18 protein-coding genes, 1 tRNA gene and 1 pseudogene are annotated in these 21,641 nt (G+C 45.3%); 7 read left to right on the forward strand and 13 right to left on the reverse strand.

What is annotated here, in order from left to right; genetic code table 11:
• The first annotated feature begins 43 nt into the window (after window positions 1-43).
• Both B092_RS0105405 and B092_RS0105410 read left to right on the forward strand, forming a co-directional pair.
• The gene (locus tag B092_RS0105405) at window positions 44-304 is read left to right on the forward strand and encodes a c-type cytochrome (protein WP_232244238.1); all 261 of its coding nucleotides are present in this window, start codon (window positions 44-46) and stop codon (window positions 302-304) included.
• Window positions 304-1,602 (forward strand): NAD(P)/FAD-dependent oxidoreductase, encoded by a 1,299-nt coding sequence (locus B092_RS0105410; protein ID WP_018574234.1) that lies wholly within the window; start codon window positions 304-306, stop codon window positions 1,600-1,602. The genes B092_RS0105405 and B092_RS0105410 overlap by 1 nt, the downstream gene beginning before the upstream one ends.
• Before the next feature lie 123 nt (window positions 1,603-1,725).
• On the opposite strand, the gene B092_RS0105415 is transcribed toward B092_RS0105410, so the two are convergent.
• On the reverse strand, window positions 1,726-1,935 hold the full coding sequence (locus B092_RS0105415; RefSeq protein ID WP_018574235.1) for a hypothetical protein: 210 nt from the start codon (window positions 1,933-1,935) through the stop codon (window positions 1,726-1,728).
• A gap of 154 nt (window positions 1,936-2,089) precedes the next feature.
• Here B092_RS0105415 and B092_RS0105420 point away from each other — a divergent pair.
• Window positions 2,090-2,163: transfer RNA gene (locus B092_RS0105420), tRNA-Cys, on the forward strand.
• Window positions 2,164-2,607: 444 nt separating this feature from the next.
• Window positions 2,608-4,380 (forward strand): SLC13 family permease, encoded by a 1,773-nt coding sequence (locus tag B092_RS0105430; protein WP_018574237.1) that lies wholly within the window; start codon window positions 2,608-2,610, stop codon window positions 4,378-4,380.
• A 3-nt stretch (window positions 4,381-4,383) separates the two neighbouring features.
• Here the strand turns inward: B092_RS0105430 and B092_RS0105435 are convergent, their stop codons facing one another.
• The 5 genes from B092_RS0105435 to B092_RS0105455 all read right to left on the reverse strand — a co-directional run bounded on the left by B092_RS0105435 (window position 4,384) and on the right by B092_RS0105455 (window position 8,374).
• Window positions 4,384-5,421, reverse strand: coding sequence for an L-threonylcarbamoyladenylate synthase (locus B092_RS0105435; protein ID WP_018574238.1), 1,038 nt, complete (start codon window positions 5,419-5,421; stop codon window positions 4,384-4,386).
• Window positions 5,422-5,431: 10 nt separating this feature from the next.
• On the reverse strand, window positions 5,432-6,658 hold the full coding sequence (locus tag B092_RS0105440) for a 5-(carboxyamino)imidazole ribonucleotide synthase (protein WP_018574239.1): 1,227 nt from the start codon (window positions 6,656-6,658) through the stop codon (window positions 5,432-5,434).
• Between the two features lies 1 nt (window position 6,659).
• Window positions 6,660-7,166 carry a 5-(carboxyamino)imidazole ribonucleotide mutase gene (gene purE, locus B092_RS0105445; RefSeq protein WP_018574240.1) on the reverse strand — a complete coding sequence of 169 codons (507 nt, stop codon included), beginning with the start codon at window positions 7,164-7,166 and terminating at the stop codon, window positions 6,660-6,662.
• A 20-nt stretch (window positions 7,167-7,186) separates the two neighbouring features.
• Window positions 7,187-8,077: a phosphoribosylaminoimidazolesuccinocarboxamide synthase gene (locus tag B092_RS0105450; RefSeq protein ID WP_018574241.1), complete on the reverse strand. Its 891-nt coding sequence runs from the start codon at window positions 8,075-8,077 to the stop codon at window positions 7,187-7,189.
• A 153-nt stretch (window positions 8,078-8,230) separates the two neighbouring features.
• Window positions 8,231-8,374: an entericidin A/B family lipoprotein gene (locus tag B092_RS0105455; RefSeq protein ID WP_026253623.1), complete on the reverse strand. Its 144-nt coding sequence runs from the start codon at window positions 8,372-8,374 to the stop codon at window positions 8,231-8,233.
• Window positions 8,375-8,655: 281 nt separating this feature from the next.
• Between B092_RS0105455 and B092_RS0105460 the strand changes: the two genes are divergently transcribed.
• The gene (locus B092_RS0105460) at window positions 8,656-9,981 is read left to right on the forward strand and encodes a short-chain fatty acid transporter (protein WP_018574243.1); all 1,326 of its coding nucleotides are present in this window, start codon (window positions 8,656-8,658) and stop codon (window positions 9,979-9,981) included.
• Between the two features lie 101 nt (window positions 9,982-10,082).
• Here the strand turns inward: B092_RS0105460 and purB are convergent, their stop codons facing one another.
• From purB to B092_RS0105485, 5 genes are all read right to left on the reverse strand, one after another.
• On the reverse strand, window positions 10,083-11,465 hold the full coding sequence (purB, locus tag B092_RS0105465; RefSeq protein WP_018574244.1) for an adenylosuccinate lyase: 1,383 nt from the start codon (window positions 11,463-11,465) through the stop codon (window positions 10,083-10,085).
• A gap of 16 nt (window positions 11,466-11,481) precedes the next feature.
• Window positions 11,482-12,600, reverse strand: a complete 1,119-nt coding sequence (gene mnmA / locus B092_RS0105470) for a tRNA 2-thiouridine(34) synthase MnmA (RefSeq protein WP_018574245.1) — start codon at window positions 12,598-12,600, stop codon at window positions 11,482-11,484.
• Between the two features lie 124 nt (window positions 12,601-12,724).
• Window positions 12,725-13,789, reverse strand: a complete 1,065-nt coding sequence (gene aroG / locus B092_RS0105475; RefSeq protein WP_018574246.1) for a 3-deoxy-7-phosphoheptulonate synthase AroG — start codon at window positions 13,787-13,789, stop codon at window positions 12,725-12,727.
• A 162-nt stretch (window positions 13,790-13,951) separates the two neighbouring features.
• The gene (gene tldD, locus B092_RS0105480; protein ID WP_040608197.1) at window positions 13,952-15,382 is read right to left on the reverse strand and encodes a metalloprotease TldD; all 1,431 of its coding nucleotides are present in this window, start codon (window positions 15,380-15,382) and stop codon (window positions 13,952-13,954) included.
• 120 nt (window positions 15,383-15,502) lie between these two features.
• Entirely contained in the window at window positions 15,503-16,213 is a 711-nt protein-coding gene (locus B092_RS0105485; protein WP_018574248.1) for a DUF4136 domain-containing protein, read from the reverse strand.
• Window positions 16,214-16,399: 186 nt separating this feature from the next.
• Here B092_RS0105485 and pepN point away from each other — a divergent pair, with 186 nt between their 5' ends.
• Both pepN and B092_RS0105495 read left to right on the forward strand, forming a co-directional pair.
• The gene (gene pepN, locus B092_RS0105490) at window positions 16,400-19,111 is read left to right on the forward strand and encodes an aminopeptidase N (protein ID WP_018574249.1); all 2,712 of its coding nucleotides are present in this window, start codon (window positions 16,400-16,402) and stop codon (window positions 19,109-19,111) included.
• A gap of 44 nt (window positions 19,112-19,155) precedes the next feature.
• Window positions 19,156-20,163 (forward strand): class 1 fructose-bisphosphatase, encoded by a 1,008-nt coding sequence (locus B092_RS0105495; RefSeq protein ID WP_018574250.1) that lies wholly within the window; start codon window positions 19,156-19,158, stop codon window positions 20,161-20,163.
• A 94-nt stretch (window positions 20,164-20,257) separates the two neighbouring features.
• Here B092_RS0105495 and B092_RS0105500 read toward each other — a convergent pair whose 3' ends face one another.
• Together B092_RS0105500 and B092_RS15030 are read right to left on the reverse strand one after the other, a co-directional pair.
• Complete coding sequence (locus B092_RS0105500) at window positions 20,258-21,244, reverse strand: quinone oxidoreductase family protein (protein WP_018574251.1); 987 nt, start codon at window positions 21,242-21,244, stop codon at window positions 20,258-20,260.
• Between the two features lie 130 nt (window positions 21,245-21,374).
• Window positions 21,375-21,641: pseudogene (locus tag B092_RS15030) on the reverse strand (IS256 family transposase); the annotation flags it as partial.

Here is a 21,641-nt window from a genome sequence, read left to right on the forward strand (position 1 = left end):
AAGTACTGTGCAAGCGCAGAGCGATACTAGGAGTGATGAACTAGTGTTTGACGCAACTGTCCTGGCCCACACCTGTTTAAATTGCCACAGCCCTACTGCGACAACGCACCATGACGACAGATTAGCCATTCCAAACATACTGACGCATGATGCTGAAGCAACTTATCAACTACTAGTCGCCTACCAGCAAGACGAGCTTCCTCCAAACACAACCATTATGAATAGACTAGTCGCCGCATTTAATGATGATGAATTAAAAGCGATTGCAGAAGCCGTATCAGCGATTGATTTGGAGAAACAATAATGAACACACTGAATTTTTCTCGTCGAAAATGGCTCACAACCATCGCTCAAGCTAGCGCTGCAACAGCGGCAATTACCGCTTTTCCGGCCATTGCTAAAAGTGATGCCGGCCGTGTCATTATTGTAGGTGGCGGTTTTGGTGGCGCAACTGCAGCCCGCTATATCAAACGCTTCAACCCGGCAATTCAGGTCACTTTAATCGAACCAGCTAAAATCTTCTACACCTGTCCGTTTAGTAACATGGTCCTTGGCGGGCTACGACAAATGGAACAAATTGCTCATCGCTACGATAATTTAAAAACCTTTGGCATTGAGGTAGTGCACGACCTAGTGATCGCTGTCGATACAGATAAGAAGACTGTACGCCTTCGGGACAACAGCACCCTTGCCTATGACAAACTACTCCTATCACCGGGCATTGATTTCAGGTGGGGGGCTATCGAAGGTTATGATGAAGAAGCCTCACTACTGGCACCACACGCTTGGAAAGCGGGTGAGCAAACCGTCATTTTAAAAAAGCAGTTAGAAGCCATGCCAGACAATGGAAAATTTGTGATGGTTATACCCGAAGGGGCATTCCGCTGCCCTCCCGGCCCTTATGAAAGAGCAAGTATGGTGGCTCATTATTTAAAGCATCACAAACCTAAAGCCAAGTTAATTATTTTAGACGCTCAAGATAATTTCTCAAAACAAAGTCTATTTGAGCAAGGTTGGAGCACTTTTTATCGCGATATTATTGAGCGTGTGCCGCTTTCTTTAGGTGGTAAAGTCACTCGTATTGATGCCAAAGCACTAGAAGCCGAAACTGAATTTGGTGATCTTATCAAAGCCGATGTACTTAACGTTATTCCACCACAACAGGCAGGTTTAATTGCCCAAACAGCCGGCGTGGCGAATGAAACTCTATGGGTGCCGATCGAAGCTGATACCTTTGAATCGCAGGCAGTCAATGATGTGTATGTTGTCGGAGACGCTACTATTGCTGCACCGATGCCTAAATCAGGCTTTTCAGCTAATACACAAGCCAAAGTCGCTGCCGCCGCTATAGTCGCCAGTTTGGCTGGCAAAGAAGCAACTAAAGGGCTCTTTGCCAACACATGCTATAGCTTAATTGCACCTGACTACGGTATTTCTGTCGCCGGTGCCTACACAACAGAAGCAGGCAAAATGGTCGAACGATCCGGTGGTGTTAGCCCCATGGATGCTGACGAAGCCTTTAGAAAGCGAGAAGCTGATTATGGCGCTGACTGGTATGCTGCCATTAGTTTGGATATTTGGGGCACCCATGTGAAAGCGTGAACGTGAGCATGAGAGCGTAACTGCTCATTTTCCTGCTTAACTACTATAGATAAAACAACCTCATTATGCAAATTCAGACTTGCTTAATGAGGTTTTTTGCTTAGAGAGGCTATTGCCGGTTTGCTATCGGAAAAGACCACCGGCTCTTAAACGAAAGGATTGCATCCGATTCAGTCGCGCCGCCTCACGCTCTGCATAAGCCTTTTCTCCAGGCTCATAACCACCAGAATAACGACCATATGAATTACCATGTTTGGGACTGCTGCCACAGGCGGTTAATGTCAATATAAGTCCTAAGCAACTTATTTTAAGTAAATTCACAACGAATTTCATAATATTCACTTTCTAATTAGCTCATATGATCTAGTTTAACAGACTAAGATGTTGACTTTTTGTAACACTAATGAAGTTTTTTATCAATAACCGACACTTAAGTCCTGCAGCACTTGCATTATCCCGTGGTTATGTTATTATTTACTGCTTAGGTGGCGCGATAGCAAAGTGGTTATGCAGTGGATTGCAAATCCATCTAGAGCGGTTCGATTCCGCTTCGCGCCTCCATCTTAGCCTAATCAGGCATCATCTTAGCTTATCTTCTCAGCCCTCTCCCTATATCCTTTTTATCCCTAAAAGCCATTAATTTTTAGTAAATATTTACTGGTAAATACTTACTAAATGTAGTTTCATCTTTAAACATAGCTTGCTATCATAAAAGCGTTACCACACTTAAAGAGGAACGATTATGAAGGGCATTATTCTTTGGTTAATGGGCGTACCAATCTTTGTGATTATTTTGCTCTATCTTTTTATTTTTTAGCTCCTCAGCAAAATTTTTCGCAACCACAACACAATACGAGATTAAAAGCCACCTGTTTTTCACTTATTGAAATTGGTGGCTTTTTTAGGCGTACCTATGCGCACTTAAAGCTTAAACAAACTTAAAGAAAACATTTACACCGATTTCTTTGTTAACTAATAACCCTCTGATATGTTGGTGAGCCTTATATGACCATAGAAATTTTTCTGGTTTTATTAATTACTGTCATTGCCATGGTGCTGTTTATCACCGAAAAATTGCGTTATGACGGTATCGGTATGTTGGTATTAGCCAGTTTAGCTATATTGGGCCTAGTCTCGCCCAGTCAAGCCCTAAGTGGTTTCAGTAATGAAGCGACCGTCACCATCGCCTCTATGTTTATCTTAGCCGCAGCGCTCGAAAACTCGGGAGCCTTATCGATTGTCAGCAAGTTTTTTAGCCAAATCAAATCACCTTTTGCTTTTTATTTAATGCTATTTGGGGTGTTAGCCCTTGTCTCTCCCTTTGTTAACAATACCGCAGTGGTCGCTGTCTTTATACCGATTGTTATTAGCGCCAGCTTAAAGGTCGGTCTCTCACCATCTAAAACACTGATCCCCCTCTCTTATATTTCACAAATCGGTGGGGTAATGACACTCATCGGTACCTCCACCAACTTGATCGTTAACTCAGTTGCCAAAGATCTTGGCTATCGCGGTTTTACCATGTTCGAGTTTTTACCATTGGGACTCATCTGTTTTGTTGTCGGTTGTATTTACTTACTCACTATCGGTCGGTACCTATTACCGGACGTCAAAAGCTCCGATCTGGATAACTTATATGAATTCGGTCACTACGTAACTGAGCTTTATGTGAGTGAAAATTCACCATTAGTGAAAAGCTCTTTTATCGATGAAGACATTATCAAAGACCACCGTGTTTATTTAGTAGAAGCTCGCCGAGGTCAGGAAATAATCAGTTCCCCACGGGCGGCTGAGCTTGATGAAGGGGATATTTTATTAGTACGGGGGCGATGGTCCGATATACAGGAACTCACTGAGAGTAAAAAGTTAAAAATCAACAACCAACTGCAGTATGGCAAACAAGTCCCCGAAGATGTTAAATGGATGATGGCGGAGGTGATGATTGCGCCAAATTCCCGCGCGGCAGGTAGACGCTTAGTACTATTTAATCGCACATGGAATCACAACACACTCATCATGGGCATACAAAGGCGAGGTAATATCATTCGCAACAAACTCGATCAGGTTCGTCTTAAAATCGGTGACATTATCCTGATTGCTATTCCTGAAAATGACTTACCCGCTTTACGACGGGACAAGAGTGTTTTAATACTCTCTGAAAACCACGCCCCCATCAACAGAAAATGGAAGGCTCCGGCTGCCTTGGCCGTCATGACGGGCGTAGTATTTGTTGCAGCCATAGGCTGGATTCCTATTGCCATTAGCGCCCTAGTTGGTGCGCTTTTACTGACTCTTATCGGCTGCATCAAGGCAGATGAGGTATATGAACGAACCGACTGGTCAATTATTGTCTTAATGGCTGGTTTAATGCCTCTCGGTATTGCAATGAATCAGACCGGTGCAGCTGAATTTATTATCAATAATTCTTTAGCTTATTTTCAGCAATTCGGCCCCCATGTCATCTTGGCTATTTTATATTTAATGGCCTTGATACTAGGTGAAATGATGAGTAATTCCGCTGCAGCCGTACTACTAACGCCGCTGGCAATTTCTACCGCAGAATTAATTGACGCCGAACCCACCCCTTTCTTGATTGCGGTTACTTTCTCAGCGGCGACCAGTTTTATTACGCCAATTGGCTATCAAACCAATACCATGGTCTACGCGGCTGGGGGCTATAAATTTACAGATTTTATGAAAGTCGGAATGCCTTTAAATCTCATTTTCTGGATTTTAGGGGTGATATTTATTCCGATATTTTGGCCTTTTTATTCCTAAAGCTCACTCACCCTCAAAAGCAGCTGCAGCACGTTGTAGGCGGTCATTGACTGCTTCCCAACTATCGTCCACCGGCAAAGGCTGCACTGCAATACGGGCATAGCTCTGTTGATCCAACTCGCGCAAGAGACGATATAAACGCTTGGCGTATGCGGTCGCCTCTGTGGGCATCTGAATGAAATCAACGATCTCAGATTTGGGGAAACTATCCGGCTCAAAGACCAAGACTGCCCATTTCTGCGACGCACCGGAGCCATCAGTTGACTCCCGTTTTTCTATTAGTTGAGTGATCGCCGAGTTCTCACGAGGCAACCACTGTAAGAGCGTCTTGGGTGCATAGTGTGCTTTTAAACTACCGGAAACTTGCGGTGCATTTTTGTCTTTCGTGCGTGGCTCATAGCCCAACACCTCAGCCAACTGTCGACGACTAATATGCCCCGGACGCAATAAAGTAACAGGCACCCCCTCAGCGACACGCGATACATCGACAATGGTCGACTCGATACCAACCTCCGAGTCATCGCCATCAAGGACCCATAGCTGATCTTTTTGTATCTCATCAAAAAACTCCGCCACCACATGCTGACTTTGAGTTGGTGAGACCTGACCGAATTTATTAGCTGAAGGAGCAGCTACCCCCCCTTGGCCATTAGCACGTTGCCTAGCAAATTCACTTAACAATGCTTGCGCAGTAGGATGTGAAGGACAACGTACACCCAGCGTGCTCTGCCCTCCACTGACCGCTGCCGGGATATGATCGGCTCGTTGTAAGATTAAGGTAAGCGGCCCTGGCCAAAAAACCTCAATAAGCCGCTCTGCCTCATAAGGAATGGACTTAACCCAATACGATACGTCCGCATCCGGTGCTAAATGCACAATCACCGGATGGTTGTTTGGACGCCCCTTAATGTGATAGATCTTTGCAATGGCATCCGCGCTTTCTGCATCGGCACCTAGACCAAATACCGTCTCGGTTGGAAAGGCGACCAGCTCGCCTTGATTCAAACGCTCGGCAGCCGCCTTAATCGATTGAGTAAGCATCTAAATACCACTACCCTCTGTTAAGCTCTGCACCTAAATGCAACGTATCGCTGACACGTTGCGCTGTTTGATACAGGGTATCAATGTCATGATGAACAATATTGACATGTCCCATCTTACGCCCTTTTCGTGCTTCAGCTTTACCGTAAAGATGTAAAGACACGCCGGGTAGCGCTAAGACGGATGCCCAATCCGGTTCGGTCGCCATCTCAGAACCATCGACAAACCAGCTATCACCTAAAATATTCAGCATAATGGTTGGTGCTAATAAACTCGTATCGCCTAAAGGCAAACCGGCCATCACGCGGACTTGTTGTTCAAATTGTGAGCAGGTAGTCGCGTTAATTGTATAGTGACCGCTATTGTGTGGACGCGGCGCAATTTCATTAGCGACTAATCGTGGTTGCCCGTCCCCGTCCGGTAACTTGGATTCATCTAAAACAAAGAACTCAACACACATCACACCAAAATAATTTAACCCAATAGCCAGTTTTTTAGCATGCGCTTGTGCTTCAAGCACGATATCCTGTGGTACTAACTCAGGATAAACCGTCGTACTAGATAAAATCCCATTGATATGCTTATTAACACCGACGGGATAAATGGCTATGTCCTCTTGATGATTACGAGCAAGAATGACTGAGACCTCATAGGCCAAAGGTAGCTTAGCTTCCAATATGCACTCGACCCCACCCAATTCGCTAAACGCCTGCTTGGCTTCTTGGAGGCTATTAACCACGGCTTGACCCTTTCCGTCATAGCCAAATCGAGTTGCCTTTAAAATACCCGGAAAAAGCGCTGCGTCTACAGTATCTAAATCCTCAATATTACGAATAGCCGCGTGAGCTGCAACCGGAACTCCTTGTGCGCTGATAAACGACTTTTCAACAAGACGGTCTTGAACCACTGCCACAGATGATGCGGCAGGCGCCGTGCGAGTGGTATAAGACAACTGCTTTAAAGACATCGCCGGCACATTTTCAAACTCTGTGGTCACAGATCGAATCATCGAAGCCATTTTTTCTAAGGCCGCTTCGTCAGCATAATCAGCGGTGATATACTGCTCAGCCACCTGTCCTGTCGGACCATCTGCTTCAAGACCAAGCGCCACCACATGGTAACCCATCGCCTGTGCAGCATGACAAAACATGCGGCCCAATTGACCGTCACCTAACATCCCTAAATACTCACCAGGCTGTATTACTTGCTCATAGGCTGGAGGACGTTGATGCTGCATCCTATACCTCCGGCGGCAAGGTCATTGCTCGCGCTTTTTGAGTTTGATTCGCACGATAGGCCTTGAGCTTATCGCGCAAAGCGTCATCAGTCATTGCTAAGGTCGCAATCGCGTGTAGCGCAGCGTTGGCCGCACCCGCCTCACCAATGGCAAATGTCGCTACCGGCACACCTTTGGGCATTTGTACAATCGAATGTAATGAATCTTCGCCACGTAAATAGCGTGACGGCACAGGCACACCAAATACCGGAACTTCTGTCAGCGCAGCAACCATACCGGGTAAATGAGCAGCACCACCCGCGCCGGCTATAATGGCACGGATACCGCGTTGATATGCTGTTTCAGCAAAAGCCACCATATCTAACGGCATGCGATGAGCAGAAATTACCTTGGCCTCGTGAGGCACTTCGAAAAACTCTAATAACTCAACCGCATTGCGCATCACCTCCCAATCACTGGAAGAACCCATAATAACGGCTACTTTAACCTCGTCTCTTTGAGAACTCATACATATATCCTGTTTAAAAACTAACGTGATTGACCGGTTAATATCTCTAAGGCTTCATGGTATTTTACCGTCGTTTTTTCAATCACCTCTTGTGGTAAGCTCGGTACAGGGGCAGTCTTATCCCACCCTTGCTCTTCGAGCCAATCACTAACAAACTGCTTATCATAAGAAGGTGGATTAACCCCCTTCTGAATACGATTAATAGGCCAGAAACGCGACGAATCCGGTGTCAGGACCTCGTCCATCAGGTGCAGCCTACCCGCTTCATCTAAGCCAAATTCAAACTTAGTATCGGCAATGACGACACCCCTACTCTCCGCATATTCTGACGCTGTTTGGTATAGCGTCAGAGTCACTCGGCGGATCTCTTCTGCTAGTTCCTGACCTACCTTGTCAACGACATATTGAAAGTCAACATTGATATCATGATCACCCGCCTCAGCCTTGACCGCGGGCGTAAAAATAGGTTCAACAAGCTTTTCGGCTAGCTGCAGACCTCGTGCCAGCTTGACACCGCAAATCTCACCGCAGGTACGGTAGTCCTTCCAGCCGGAACCGGTGATATAACCTCGTGCTACGGCCTCAATCTTAATTGGCTGAAGGCGCTTCACGATGACTGCACGACCTGCCACCTGAACCAACTCCTCATCGGAAAGTACCTCCTCAGGCTGCCTATCTGAGTAATGATTAGGCACGATATGCGCTAATTTTTGCAACCAGAAATTGGTCATTTGCGTAAGCACTTGACCCTTGGCCGGAATAGGATCAGCCAACACCACATCGAAAGCTGTGATCCGATCGGTGGCAACAATCAAAAAATGCTTCTCGCCCACCGCATAGATATCGCGCACTTTGCCACGCGCAATCAGCGGTAATGATTGAATATTAGATTGATAAAGTGCAGTCGCCAAGACATGATTCCTTTGATTTGATTATCAAGCTATTTAAAGAGTAATTTTAGCATAGGAGCGCCTTAGCTTAAGGCCGAGCAAAAGAAAACCGGTGCGACAGTCGACTGCAGCACCGGAAAACAGATTATTAATACTATCTAACACATACTGTGACTACTGAGCTGCTTCCTCAATAGCTTCACCCCCTGCTTGAATATCCTGTCCCGCACCCTGAACCGTATTGCAACCGCTCACAAAGGCAATACCTGCCAAGCAACATACAAGTAGAAAAATTCTAGATAGGCGATTTAATTTCATCGTAGCACCTTTTAATGCAATCATTATAGTTAATGCTTAAATCACTTCAAGCGTTGTATTCACTGAATGTGAATACTTAATCTTATCACTGAAGCAGCAATTTACAATCATTATTTTATTTTTTTTGCGCCCAACACACTGAACACCTAGGTATCAACCCTTGTAAATCGCTTTTTAGTTTTCAAAAAAACAAGGACTGTGACAAAATGTCAACGTAATTTTCTATCATCCTGACTTTGTATTTTTTACATTTTAATCACAACCCAAGAGGGACTACTCAGATGAAATTTCTAACTCGCCTATCGACACGATTGATGGAGCGCTACCTACCTGACGCATACATCTTCGTCATTTTATTATCGATTTTAGTTTTTATTTTAGGCTCCATTACTAACAAGGCCCCCTTGAATGTTGTAGATTCTTTCGGAAGTGGCTTTTGGAGTTTAATGTCTTTTACCGTACAAATGACCATGGTCTTGTTGTGCGGTTCGGTCATGGCTAAAAGCCCATTTTTTAAAAATCTATTAATCTCTTTAGCTAAGGCACCTAAATCTGCCGGCTCAGCTATCATCATGGTAGCCGCGGTCAGCTCCGTCGCGTGCTGGATCAACTGGGGTTTTGGTCTCGTGCTTGGTGCGCTCATTGCAAGAGAAGTGGCTCGACAACGAAGTGACACCGATTATCGCTTATTGATCGCTAGCGCTTATAGCGGCTTCCTACTCTGGCATGGTGGTATTGCAGGTTCTATTCCGTTAAGCATTGCCACACCTGCTCACCCTTATGAGGCTCAAATCGGCGTCATACAAATTAGTGAGACTCTTTTTGCCACGGGTAACTTAGTGATTTGTATCGCGCTTTTAATCACTATCCCTGCGCTTTGCTACTTCATGCACCCATCCAAAGATGAGCGTGTCATTATCGATCCGGCACTGCTGGTTGAACCTGAACATGAGCCCAAACCAGAAAAAATGACCCCGGCTGAGCGTTTAGAGCATAGCAAAGTGCTCAACATTATTATCGGCGTATTGGGTTGGGTTTATATTATCAGCTACTTTATAAAGGGTGGTACGCTAAACCTTAATATCATTAACTTCATCTTCTTCTTTGCTGCCATTGTCTTGCATGGTACACCACGCAACTTCCTCAACGCAGTTGAAGACTCCATTCGTGCGGTGGGGCCTATTTTGATCCAATTCCCATTCTATGCCGCCATTATGGCTATGATGACTCAATCGGGTTTAGCAACCGCTATAACCAACGCTTTTGTAGACATCGCCAGTGAAAATAACTTTTATGTTCTATCTTTCTTAAGTGCGGGCTTAGTTAACTTCTTTGTTCCCAGCGGTGGCGGTCAATGGGCTGTTCAAGCTCCGGTGATGATTGAAGCAGTTAATCAGATGAACGCCATGGGAGCCAATCTCGATCAAACCAAAATGGCCATGGCAATTGCTTGGGGAGATTCTTGGACCAACATGATCCAACCGTTTTGGGCCCTACCGGCACTTGCTATTGCCGGCCTAAAAGCGCGTGACATTATGGGATTCTGCGTATTCAATCTAATTCTTTCAGGACTCATTATTTCCGCCGTTTTCTATTTTATTTACTAAATAAATCAGGCTGGTTCAACGTAAAGGGGCTTCATATGAAGCCCCTCTTATTACTAATAATAGATTTTAGCGATACACAATCGTACCTTCATCTACAGCAATTAAGCTTTAAATTCATGTGCTAACTTAGCAGCATGGCCAATATACGTACGCGGTGTGAGCGCTAATAAATACTCTTTGGCATCGGCCGGTAACTCCAACCCTTGAATAAACTCAGTGAGTGCTGCCTCAGTAATACCCTGACCACGGGTTAAGGCTTTTAGCTGCTCATAAGGTTGTGGTAAACCATAGCGGCGCATCACGGTTTGTACAGGTTCAGCTAAAATTTCCCAACAAGCATCTAAATCAGCATCAATGACTTGCGCATTTAACTCTAATTTACCCATACCCTTTAGGCATGAGTCCCACGCAACCATGCAGTAGCCAAAACCTACGCCTAAGTTTCTTAACACGGTAGAATCTGATAAGTCACGCTGCCAACGAGATACTGGTAACTTTTCAGACAAATGACGAAACATCGCATTGGCTAAGCCGATATTACCCTCAGAGTTTTCGAAATCAATCGGATTCACTTTGTGTGGCATCGTCGAAGAGCCTACCTCGCCTTCTTTTAAGCGCTGCTTAAAGAAACCTAAGGCAATATAAGCCCAGATATCGCGGTTAAAGTCCAACAAAATCGTATTAGCACGAGCGATGGCATCAAATAGCTGTGCCATCCAATCATGCGGTTCAATCTGGATGGTGTACTCATTTTGAGTCAATCCAAGACCATTTAATACTTTCTTGCTAAGCGCCGGCCAATCAATCTCAGGGTACGCACTGAGATGAGCGCTATAGTTGCCGGTCGCCCCATTTAACTTGGCTAAGGGCTCAACTTGCTCAATTTGCTTAATGGCTCGCTGCAAACGCGCAGCAAAATTGGCGAACTCCTTACCCATCGTTGATGGGCTGGCAGGTTGGCCATGCGTACGCGACAACATGGGTTGCTCAGCAAACTGATGAGCAAACTCAACCATCTTAGCCAGCACTTCTTTTAATTTAGGCAATACCACTTGGTCACGTGCTCTACTTAACATCAAGGCGTGAGATGTGTTGTTAATGTCTTCAGAAGTACAAGCAAAGTGAATAAACTCTGCTGCTTCAGAAAGCGTCTGATGGTCAGCCACTTTTTCTTTAAGAAAATACTCAACCGCTTTGACATCGTGGTTGGTTATTTTTTCTATTTCCTTGATGCGAACCGCACAATCCTCGGTGAAGTTAGTGACTAAGCTGTCTAAGACCGCAATCGCAGACTCATCAAAAGGCTTTAACTCAGGCAAACCGGCCCCAGCAAGGGCTTTTAGCCACTCTATTTCCACTTCCACGCGGTGCGCCATATAAGCAGCTTCCGATAAAAAAGGACGCAGGGCATCTGTGCGAGAAGCATAACGGCCATCGATTGGCGACAAAGCGTTTAACGTGGTTAATTGATCCGCAATTTTCATAGTCTAAAAATAATAATTAAAAAATAATACCGCCACCCAGACACACATCACCATCATATAAGACGGCCGATTGACCAGGTGTCACAGCCCACTGACGTTCCGGGAAGCTTAGCTTAAAACTGTTGTCAGTTGCTTGTAGATGACACTCAACATCCGCTTGTCGATAGCGTGTTTTGGCTGAGTAACGCGCTGACTCCGGTGCATAGCCGGCGATCCAACTGACATCTTCGGCGACTAAGTCAGTGGACAACAGCCAAGGATGGTCATGCCCATTCACCACATATAATGTATTGCTTTTTAAATCCTTACGAGCTACAAACCAAGCAGGCGCCGTACCATCTTCGCTTTGGTAGTTTTTAACGCCACCAATACCTAAGCCCTTGCGCTGACCCAAGGTATAAAAAGATAAGCCCATGTGCTCACCCAATACCTCTCCCGTATCGGTCACCATCGGTCCCGGCTTTGTCGGTAGGTAACGATTTAAAAACTCTCTGAATGGACGCTCACCAATAAAGCAAATACCGGTAGAATCCTTTTTTGCAGCATTTGGCAGCTTCAGCTCTTCTGCAATTTCTCGAACCCTCGTCTTATGCAATTCGCCTAAAGGGAATAAGGTTTTGCTGAGTTGCGCCTGATTTAGACGGTGCAAGAAATAGCTTTGATCCTTGCTCGGATCAAGGCCCTTTAACAACTGGAACTCCGGACCGTTTGCGCCCTCGACCTGACGCACTCGAGCGTAATGGCCGGTAGCAATATGATCTGCGCCTAGCGACATCGCATGATCTAAAAATGCCTTAAACTTAATTTCGGCATTGCAAAGTACGTCGGGGTTAGGCGTACGACCGGCAGAATACTCTCGCAGAAACTCTGAAAATACGCGATCCTTATACTCTGCAGAGAAGTTAACGGCTTCGATTTCTATGCCTAATAAATCGGCAACGCTGACGGCATCTAAGAGGTCCTGACGACTGGAGCAATACTCATCCGTGTCGTCGTCTTCCCAGTTTTTCATAAAAAGACCGACCACATCATAGCCCTGCTGCTTGAGCAACCAAGCACTGACTGATGAGTCTACGCCCCCTGACAGACCGATAACGACACGCTTGCCATTGGAAGGTGCTGGGGAATTGTTCATTTATTACTTTAAAAATTAATAGGAAATGGCTAAGTGAGAGTGATGACTCACTTAGCCATTTTTACATAAATCAACGGACTTATGCTGAATTAAGGCTGAATTAACTACTGAATATTAGCTGTGATTAAGCTCTTTTTTGGCGACGGACTTTTACGGCTTCAGCCAATCGCTGTAAGACCTTTTCAGTACTCGCCCAATCAATACAGCCATCGGTAATACTCTGACCGTACACAAGCTCTTGGCCCTCAACCTGATCTTGGCGACCGGCAACCAGATGACTTTCAATCATGACACCACAAATACGCTCATCACCTGATTCGATTTGCTGCGCAACATCATCCATCACTAACGGCTGATTCTCAGGCTTTTTAGAACTATTGGCATGACTGGCATCGACCATGATCTTAGGCTTAAGACCTGCTTTTTCAACTACCTGGGAAGCCGCTTCGATATGCTCCGCACTGTAATTAGGGCCGTCATTACCACCACGTAAAATGATATGGCAATCTTCATTGCCGCGAGTCTTAACAATGGCAGAATGACCACCCTTAGTCACCGACAAGAAGCTATGTGGTCGTGAGGCTGCTTGTACAGCATCAACTGCAATTTTAACATTGCCATCGGTGCCGTTTTTAAAGCCAACAGGACAAGACAAACCCGAAGACAGCTCACGGTGAACCTGGCTCTCAGTCGTACGAGCACCAATCGCTCCCCAAGACACTAAATCAGCCATGTACTGCGGGCTAATCATATCCAAGAATTCACACCCTGCAGGTAGACCCTTGGTATTGATATCTAACAGCAATTGGCGACCAACGCGTAAGCCCTTGTTGATATTAAAACTGGAATCCAAATCCGGATCATTGATTAACCCCTTCCAGCCGACTGTCGTACGCGGCTTTTCAAAATACACACGCATGACAATTTCAAGCTCACCCTTGAGCTCTTCGCGAGCCGCCTTTAATAATTCAGCGTACTCCAGGGCAGCTTTTGTATCATGAATCGAACAAGGACCTACCACTACTAAAATACGGTCATCTTTATCGTGCAAAATATCATGAATTGCCTGGCGAGACGCATGAACCACACTAGACACCTCAGAGGAGCAAGGAAACTCTCTCATCAAATGTGATGGCGGGGTCAGCTCCCTAATTTCGGCAATACGCAAATCATCGGTATTGTAAGACACCTTTGTAACTCCAACTCTCTAAATTTTTAAACGGATGGCTATTAATGTAGCTTAATATATTGTATTGCAACAATATGCACAAAAACATAAGATTTGCTCTTTTTATATTATTTCTTAAGAAGTTAGCTACTTTTACAACCTAATACGACTACGTTTTAGCTATTATGCTGTGCCACCTATGGTTAAACCATCAATGCGAATGGTCGGCATACCGACACCCACCGGCACACTTTGCCCCTCTTTACCGCAGGTACCTACACCAGGGTCTAAGCTAAGGTCGTTACCGATCATCGATACCTGATTCATGGCTTCAATACCGCTACCGATTAATGTTGCGCCCTTGACCGGATAGGTGATTTTGCCTTTTTCAATGCGATAGGCAACAGAAGCGGAGAAAACAAATTTGCCGCTGGTAATATCAACCTGACCACCACCAAAGTTTTCTGCGTAGATCCCATCTTCGACTGATTCGATAATCTCTTCACGTGTCTTATCGCCGGCAAGCATATAGGTGTTAGTCATGCGCGGCATGGGTAAGTGAGCATAAGATTCACGACGACCATTGCCGGTAACTGCGGTCTTCATGAGGCGCGCATTAAGACTATCTTGCATATAGCCTCGTAAGACACCATCCTCAATCAGGACATTATGCTGTGTCGGGTTACCCTCATCGTCGACATTGAGTGAACCACGACGATCGGCGATGGTGCCATCATCAATCACTGTCACCCCCTTAGAGGCAACTTGCTCACCAATGCGTCCTGAGAAGACACTGGATCCCTTGCGGTTGAAGTCGCCCTCGAGACCGTGACCTACCGCTTCATGCAATAAGATCCCGGGCCAACCGGAACCTAATACGACGGTCATTTGACCCGCCGGTGCCGGACGCGCTTCTAAATTGATTAGCGCATCACTAACTGCACGACTGACATACTCTTCGATCAGGCTATCGCTAAAGTAATTTAAACCGAAACGACCACCACCTCCGGCAGATGCACTTTCACGACGACCATTTTGCTCAACAATGACATTAACTGACAAACGAACGAGCGGGCGCACATCAGCAACCAAACGACCATCGCTGGTGGCTACTAACATCACATCACGCGTTGCTCCTAAACTGGCCATCACTTGAATCACTCGAGGATCGCGCGCTCGTGCCATCTGCTCAACTCGCTCCAATAAGGCAACTTTTTCCTCGGCACTCATGGATTCCAGCGGATCCTCCGGTGCATACAGCTGCTGCACGATTGTTTGATTACTCTGAACACGAATGGCCTGATTTTTTGGACCATGATCAGCGATTGTTTTTACTGTAGTTGCCGCTTCTAAAAGCGCTTCCGGTGAAAGTATGTCGGAGTAGGCAAAGGCTGTTTTTTCATCGACAACAGCGCGCACCCCAACTCCCTGAGAAATATTAAAGGACCCTGACTTTACGATACCCTCATCAAGCGACCAACTCTCACTATTACTATATTCAAAGTAAAGGTCAGCATAATTCACTTGATGACTGAACATCTCAGCCATGGCACCTTCAAGATGGCCTTCGTCTAGGCCCCACGGCTCTAATAAAAGGGATTTAGCAATTTCCATCGACCCCGCTTGCGTGGGAACCAATATCTGCTTAGCCAACTGTGGCTCTTTAACTTGGGTTTTTAAATTCATTTAAACTTAACTCTTCAGATTTAGAATGTGCTGCTATTGTAAGTCAACTTACTGCCTTGCTGCGGCTTCAACCTCAGACTTCATACTATCCGGTGTTTGTAGGCCCTGCTGCAATCCTAAGCCGGCACCGGGTTCATCTAAGTCAAAAACAATCTCTCGAACGTGTGCATTTTGACCCGGATAACCATCAAACACAGCGGCCATGAGGTATGGCATCACCTCAGCCATAGCAGACTGGCTGTTGGCCGCTACGGTAGACTGGTACACGCTCTGATTATCTGAGCGGCGAGTAATCAATACCTTTAAGGTATAGTAATTGTAATTGACTTGGCGTACTCGCGAGTACTGCTGATAGCTTGTGTAATACGTCAATCTACTATATACACGCCCATTTGGCCCATAAAAATAATTCATATAAGGGACAAACACCGGGTCATAGTAGTAATCGTTAACCAGCCGTTGACGCGAATCTTGGGTATAGTGAAAATCAATCAAATAATCCGCTGTTTGCTCAGAGCTTGCTTGGTACAAACCGGTACGATACATGTTTTTCTGCAACAGCTCAGCATAGGCGCTACGCTCTAAGTCCTGTCCTTGGTATTTTTTAATGGCATAACTACCACCCGGTGCCGCGCCATCTAACTGCTGGAACACTTCTTGTTGGACGGTAAAGGTACGACTGCCTGCACAAGCACTTAAAAAAACAACAAGAAAAACCAGCGCTATACGCCATGCTCTTGATAAATCGAGATATTTCATCACTCTGTCCTTATTAAGTCAGAACTTCGATCATTGGATATGCTTCATCTCTTAGGCAATTTCTTTCTGATAATTACCCCTATAAACATTTTATGTTAATTAGTACCTTGTACTATTGACTTATAATATACGAATTAAACAACGTAAAAACACTTATAACATTTATAACATTTATAGATTAACGTTATGACTGAAAAAACATCTGCCACTATATTGCGTGAAGACTACCAAGCCTATCCCTTTGAGATTAGTAAAGTCGCTTTAAAGTTCAATTTAGAACCCGATACCACACGAGTAAGCTCCACACTTCACGTAAAAAGTAAGAGCGTTTCGGCTCAAGATATGTATTTACATGGTGAAGAGCTGGAATTAATAGACGTGTCAATCAATGATGTTCCTCTTCAAGCAAACGACTATCATTTAGATGAAGACGGTCTGACGATTTTCAACTGCTCAGGCAACTTTACATTGAGCATTACGTGCAGCAACAAGCCGGAGATCAACAAAACGCTTATGGGCTTGTACCGCTCAGGCGGCCATTTTTACACCCAATGTGAAGCTGAGGGATTTAGACGGATTACCTTCTACCCCGATAGACCCGATGTGATGAGTGAGTTTGAAGTCACGCTAATTGCTGACAAAAATACCTACCCTGTTTTACTATCCAATGGCAATTTATTAAGCCAAGAGGATTTAGCCGACGGCTATCATCAGGCAGTCTGGCATGACCCTTTTAAAAAGCCAGCTTATCTGTTTGCCTTAGTCGCCGGCGCCTTTGATTTACGAGAAAAAACAAGCAAGTTAGCAGATGGTCGTGAGGTGTTATTACAAATTTACAGTGACCAGGGTACTTATGATCAAACCGCATGGGCGCTCGAGAGCTTAGAACGCTCGATTCGTTGGGATGAAACTCGCTTTAATCTGAGTCTCGATTTGGACCGCTTTATGGTCGTCGCTGTCAGCGATTTCAATATGGGCGCCATGGAGAATAAAGGGTTAAATATCTTTAATACGGCCTATGTACTAGCCAACCCTCAAACAGCGACAGACGCAAATTACGCCGGTATCGAAGCGGTCATCGGTCATGAGTATTTTCATAACTGGACAGGCAACCGAGTCACCTGCCGAGACTGGTTCCAACTCAGCCTTAAAGAAGGCCTCACGGTGTTTAGAGAGCAAGAGTTCTCGGCTGATATGATGAGCATGGGTCTTACTGAAGATATGGCTAAAACAGCTCGCGCTGTTAAGCGCATTGCTGATGTGAGTCTTTTAAAAACCCATCAATTTCCCGAAGACGCAAGCCCCATGGCGCACCCTATTCGCCCAAACAGCTATGAAGAAATCAGTAACTTTTACACGAGCACGATTTATGAAAAAGGTGCTGAGATAATTCGTATGCTTCATACCATGTTAGGCGAGGAAGTGTTTCAACAAGGGATGAAAGAGTATTTCCGTCGCCATGACGGTCAAGCTGTCACATGTGATGATTTTCTTAACGCCATGGAGTGGGCTTATCAACAGCATCAAGCTGATGCCGATTTGACCATCTTCAGACGTTGGTATAGCCAAGCAGGCACGCCTAACGTAGCGGTTGAGAGTCACTATGACGCATCGTCTCAACAGCTGGTCCTGACCATGAAGCAACGCTGTCCTAAAGTAGGCGTCGAGACATTGCAGCCGGATGTCGACAAGCTACCGTTCCACATTCCAATTGCCTTTGCACTCGTCAGCAAAGACGGCAAAGCATTGCCATTTGAATTTAATGGCGGACACTACGATGAGGTCTTATTGCATCTGACCGATGAGCAGCAAACGTTTGTCTTTGAGCGCGTTGAAAATGATCCGATTCCATCTCTAGTGCGCAACTTCTCAGCACCGGTCACCATTGATTATGATTACACACAAGAAGAGCTGATGACCCTAGCTGCTCACGACAGCGATCACTACAATCGTTGGGAAGCAGTGCAACGCATTGTGAGTGATGAGATTAAGCGACTCTATGCGCTGGATAACTTAAGTGACTACGACTACAAAACGGTCGCCATTGATCCAAAAATCATTGATCTATGGTCTCGCAATCTGCTTGACCCTGCCCTAGACGCAGCCTACCGCAGTGAGTTACTCACCCTGCCAAATATTAAAATACTGTTAGAACAAATTGAAGCTGTTGATCCTCAACGTTTAGCTCTCGCTTATGACCTGCTGGAGTGCAGTCTCGGTTATCACCTGCAAAAGCAATGGTGGAGTAACTATATTGAGTTAAATATCGACACTCCTTATAAGGTAAATGCCATCGAAGTAGGTCACCGTAAGCTTAAAAACCTGGCCTTAAAACAGCTGGTTGCAATACACGATCCTAAAGCTCTCAGTACCGCTGAAATGCAGTTCAATCAAGCAAACAACATGACTGACCGCTTAGCTGCGCTCTCTGCTTTAGTCAATTACACCGAAGATAGCTGCGACTGCTTGCCATTAAACAAGTTTTTTGAATCCTACCAGCACAACCCGTTGGTCGTGGATAAATGGTTTGCTCTACAAGCCTCCTCACCTAAAACGGAATTACAGCACGTCAAAGGACTCATGGCACACCCGGCATTTAATCTGAGCAATCCGAATCGTGCACGATCCCTCATTTTTCAGTTCTGCCTGAATAACATTCATGGCTTCCATCGCCCCGATGGCAAGTCCTATTTGTTCTGGGCTGATCAGGTATTACAAATTGATGAGTTCAATCCTGAGATCGCAGCACGCCTAGCCCGTGTGTTAGATAATTGGTCACACTATGCTGAACCATATCAATCCCTAATGAAAGGGGCTTTAGAGCAAATTGCCGCTCAAGAAAACACTTCAAAGAACTTACGAGAAATTGTCAATAAAACATTACACATTACGTACTAAGCTATTTACATCATTACGTTAAATTTTTTAAATTAGGGAAGATTATGTCCACAAACACTTTTTCTGATTATTTATCCTCGTTGCAAACAAATAATCACATCACCAGCGAATTAGCTCGACTCCTCCTCTCCGTCAGCGATTCCTGCAAAAGCATCAGTAACAAAGTAGCTAAAGGCGCTTTAGCAGGCGTTTTGGGCACCTTAGAGTCAGAAAATGTGCAAGGAGAAGTGCAAAAAAAATTGGATGTGATCGCCAACGACATTTTATTAGAAGAAAATGAGCATCAGGGCTTTCTCGCCGGGATGGCTTCCGAGGAAATGGATACCTTCTATAGTTTAAAAGACATTGAAAAGACAGGTAACTACTTACTCCTTTTTGACCCTCTGGATGGCTCCTCTAATATTGATATCAATGCCTCAATCGGTACCATTTTCTCTGTGTTAGACTCTCCCAAAACCGCAGCTGAGCTGAGCGAAGAAGACTTCTTACAATCCGGAAGCAAGCAAGTAGCGGCAGGCTATGCCATTTATGGTCCGCAGACTGTGTTAATTCTAACCGTCGGACAAGGGGTGGTTGGCTTTACTCTAGATAGAGAGCAAGATGACTGGTTCATGACCCATGACAACATCACCATCCCAGAGGACACTCAGGAATTTGCCATCAATATGTCTAATTATCGACATTGGGCTGAACCGGTACGCAGCTACATTGATGACTGCTTAGCCGGTGTCAACGGGCCTCGCGAGAAAAACTTCAATATGCGCTGGATTGCATCAATGGTAGCAGACGTGCATCGCATTCTCATGCGTGGTGGCCTCTTTATGTACCCATGGGATGCCAGAGAGCCTAACAAAGCAGGTAAATTACGCCTCATGTATGAAGCTAATCCGATGAGCTTTTTAGTAGAACAAGCCGGCGGAGCCTCCACCGATTGCCAACAACGTATTTTAGATATTCAACCGACAAAACTTCACCAACGTGTCAGCGTCTGCCTAGGCTCTAAAAATGAGGTAAATCAAGTCATGGCATACCATCAGGACAAACAGGCTTAATGAGTTAGTTGGTTAGTTGGTAAAGCACCGACACTAAACGCCAACAAAATAGCAGCTTATGACAAGCTGCTATTTTATTGAAAACAACAACAATCTAATCGATGGTTAAAATAGTAGAGCCTGTCGTGCGGCCGGCCGCCAGATCCTCATGAGCCTTGGCTACGTCAACCAGCGGTACCTTCTGATCAATTCTGACCTTGATATTGCCGGCCAATATCTGCTCAAACAGCTCATCCGTCGCTTCCTGCATCGCTTCTCTGGTCGGCACATAAGCCGCAACACTAGGTCGAGTTACGTAGAGTGACCCCTTAGCGGCCAAGATACCTAGGTTGACTCCTGTCACCGCACCTGAGGCATTGCCGTAGCTTACTAACAACCCACGCGGTCTTAAGCAATCTAAAGAAACTTCAAAGGTGTCCTTACCCACACCATCATAGACCACTGGCAGCTTTTTACCATCAGTCAGCTCAATAACTCGGGCAACGACATCTTCTTCGCGATAATTGATCATCTCCCATGCGCCATGCTCTTTAGCCAAAGCGATTTTCTCAGCATTTGAGGCTGTCCCAATGACCTTAACACCCAGTGCTTTAGCCCATTGTGTAGCAATTAAACCGACGCCACCGGCCGCAGCGTGCAATAAAATTGTTTCGCCCGCTTGCACTTTATATGTTTGACGCAACAAATACCACGCGGTTAAGCCTTTGAGCATAATAGCAGCAGCTTCTTCAAAGGAGATACCATCCGGTAATTTAACCACTTGGAAAGCCGGGACATTACGCACCAACGCATAAGCACCTATCGGACTTTGTCCATAAGCCACGCGATCACCAACCTTTAGATGACTCACTTCGCTACCGACCGCAGTAACAACGCCACTCCCCTCAAAACCTAAACCGTGAGGTAATGAGTTAGCGTACAAACCGGTACGAAAATAAATATCGATGAAGTTAAGACCAACCGCTTTTTGTTCAATTTGTACTTCATCACTAGCCGGTGCCTCAACTACCGTATCCACCCACTCCATCACGGATGGCTCACCATGTGTTTGGATTTCGATTCGCTTGCTTTGTACACTCATAAAAAGTCTCCTTCAGTTAGTTGCTGCAATAAAGCTAATATCAAAAACAAAAATGTTAGAATAGGATCATTGACGAATAATCAGCAACACAATAAGCAACGGAGTTATAGTCAAATCTGGTGTATGGGCATCAAGCAGCTTTCCTGTCTGATTGCTCCATTACTTGTTCGCCGTCTTGGAATTTCACGTTGTTAACCACTAGGGTTAGCAGGTTAAATCCTTTCAGGCGGTTCCAGCGCTTTTGCGCTGATTGTAGCAATTTATAAACCATTGCTAGGGTTGTATTTCTTGAGCCGCAGTTGCGGGTTTTACTGGTTCTTAAGCGTACTGTAGCGAAGGCAGATTCAATCGGGTTGGTGGTGCGTATGCTCACCCAGTGCTCGGCTGGAAAGTCGTA

The organism is Oligella ureolytica DSM 18253, assembly GCF_000373745.1.
Lineage (GTDB): Bacteria > Pseudomonadota > Gammaproteobacteria > Burkholderiales > Burkholderiaceae_B > Oligella > Oligella ureolytica.